Below are 2,137 nucleotides of genomic sequence, written 5' to 3'. Positions count from 1 at the left end.
CGGGTCGATCGGCGGCGGGTCGATCGGCGGCGACGGGTCGCTGAGGCGCGGGCGAGGCGGCATACGGCTCGTCCTGGTAGGGCTTGGCGTCCTCGGCGGATCCACCGGTGGGGCGCGGCACGAGGACGTAGGTGTCCTCGACCTTGTCGAACCGCACGAGCGTGCCCGGAGGGAGGTCGGCGCGGGCGTGGAGCGGCAGGGGCAGGAAGCCGTCGGCGGTGACGACGGCGTACTCCTCCCCGCTGCGGCCCTCTCCCCCGATCCGCCCGTCGCGGATCGTCACCGTCCGGGGCAGCCGGCCGGCGACCTCCGGGTCGTGGGTGACGACGACGATCGTCGTCCCCTCCTGCCGGTTGATCCGGAGCATCGCCTCGAGGATCCGCTCGCGCGCCACGTGGTCGAGCGCGTTCGTCGGCTCGTCGGCGAGGAGCACGCCGGGAGCCGGGGCCATCGCGACCGCGAGCGCCGCGAGCTGGAGCTGGCCCTGGGAGAGGTGCGCGAGCGGGGTGTCGCCGTGCTCGGCGAGCCCGACGCTCTCCAGGACGTGCCCCGGGTCGGGGACCTCGGCCCCGAGGCGGCGCGCGGCCTCCTGCGCGAAGGCGACGTTCTCCCGCGGGGTCAGGTAGGGGATGAGGTTGCGACGGGCGCCCTGGAGCAGGAGCGAGGTCTCACGGGCGTGGAACTCGTCGAGCTCGGAGGCGGTGAGCGCCGAGAGCTCCCGCTCGCCGACGAAGATCTTCCCCGCGCTCGGCCGGAACAGTCCGCCGATGAGCGCCAGGAGCGTCGACTTGCCCGCACCCGACGGGCCGAGCAGCCCGACGACCTCGCCCGCCAGGACGGTGAGGTCGACTCCCGCGAGCGCCGCGACGTCGTGACCCTCGGACCGGTAGATGTGCACGAGGCCCACGGTCGTGATGGACTCGCCTCCCGTCATCCCGCCTCCCTCAGCCGATCCGGTCCCGAGCGGGCCGACACGCGCGCGGCGGCGAGGACCGCCGTCGCGCCCAGTGCCGCGAGGGCGACGACCGCCGCCGCTCCGACCGCCCACCATGCCAGGGTGAGGTCGACCGGGTAGACGGCGGAGCCGGTCGGGAAGAGCGGAATGCGGGGCATCGCCGCGTGCGTCGCGAGCGCTCCGGCACCGAGCCCGAGGATCGACGCGACGACGACGACCGGCAGGAGCTCGCCGACGGCGACGCGCCGGACGCTCCGGGCGCCGAGGCCGGCCAGTCGCAGCCCGGCGTAGTCCCGGCTGCGTTCCCGGGCCGAGCTCTCGACGAGGACGATGAGCGCGAGGGCCACGACGAGCACGGCGAGGATCCCCACGACGAGCGCGAGCCGCAGGCTCCACGCCGCCGCGCTCTCGGCATACCGCTCCTCCAGTGCCGCCCGGGTCCTCGTGTCGACGACGTGGATCCCCTGCCGTGCCAGGCGGTCTGCGACGGATCGGAGGTATGCCGGGTCGGCCCGGTCCGAGTACACCTCGAGGACGGCGTCGCCCGTGCCTCGCCACCGTTGGAGCAGGAGGGTGTCGAGGTCGACGACGAAGGTGGAGGCTCGCGCCCCCGGCGCGTAGGGGACCCGGCCCGCCGCCGAGACCAGGAGCGTGCTGCCGTCGACGAACTGGGCCGTCGAGGCCGGGTCCGTGCTCGCCGCGAGCGCCGGGGTGACGAGCGCCGGGACGCTCTCGGGGAGGCCGGCGCTCTCCACGACGAGGTCGGGTCCGCCGGCGGTCGTCACGCGCATCCGCAGGCCGTCGGGGACCGCCTGGACCGAGGTCGCACCGTTGGGGCCGGCACCGGCCCGCCACTGCGACGCGCTCCCGAGGCCGACGCCGTGGCGGTCCGTCGACACCCCGCTCAGCGTCACGGTGTCGCCGAGGGGCACCCCGACGGCCGAGGCGAAGGCGATGCCGCGCACCGTGCACGTCTCGACGCACGGAATGGGCACGATGACCTGCTGGGCCCGAGGGGACGCGCCGAGTCGGGCCAGGGCGATGGTGCGGTCGATCCCCTCGGGGGTGACGAGCTGGAGGGCGACCGTCATGACCGCGCCGTCACGCGGCCGACCGGAGTCGCCGAGCTCCGCGGCACCCGTCGACGTCACCGCGGCGAGCAGCCGATCGCCGGTCAGGCGG

2 protein-coding genes are annotated in these 2,137 nt (G+C 75.4%); both read right to left on the bottom strand.

The window, feature by feature from the left end:
- Positions 1–934 (bottom strand): ABC transporter ATP-binding protein (locus BN12_RS21220; protein WP_083454833.1); only part of this gene is annotated, 934 nt, incomplete at its 3' end.
- Positions 931–2,137: FtsX-like permease family protein (locus BN12_RS21215; RefSeq protein ID WP_200901270.1), on the bottom strand; the 1,207-nt coding region annotated here is incomplete at its 5' end. The genes BN12_RS21215 and BN12_RS21220, both read right to left, overlap by 4 nt.

It is taken from the genome of Nostocoides japonicum T1-X7 (assembly GCF_001046855.1).
In the GTDB taxonomy this organism is placed as follows: Bacteria; Actinomycetota; Actinomycetes; order Actinomycetales; family Dermatophilaceae; genus Nostocoides; species Nostocoides japonicum.
The sequence above is the reverse complement of the archived record's forward strand: the minus strand, read 5'-3'. Positions and strand labels throughout refer to the sequence as shown.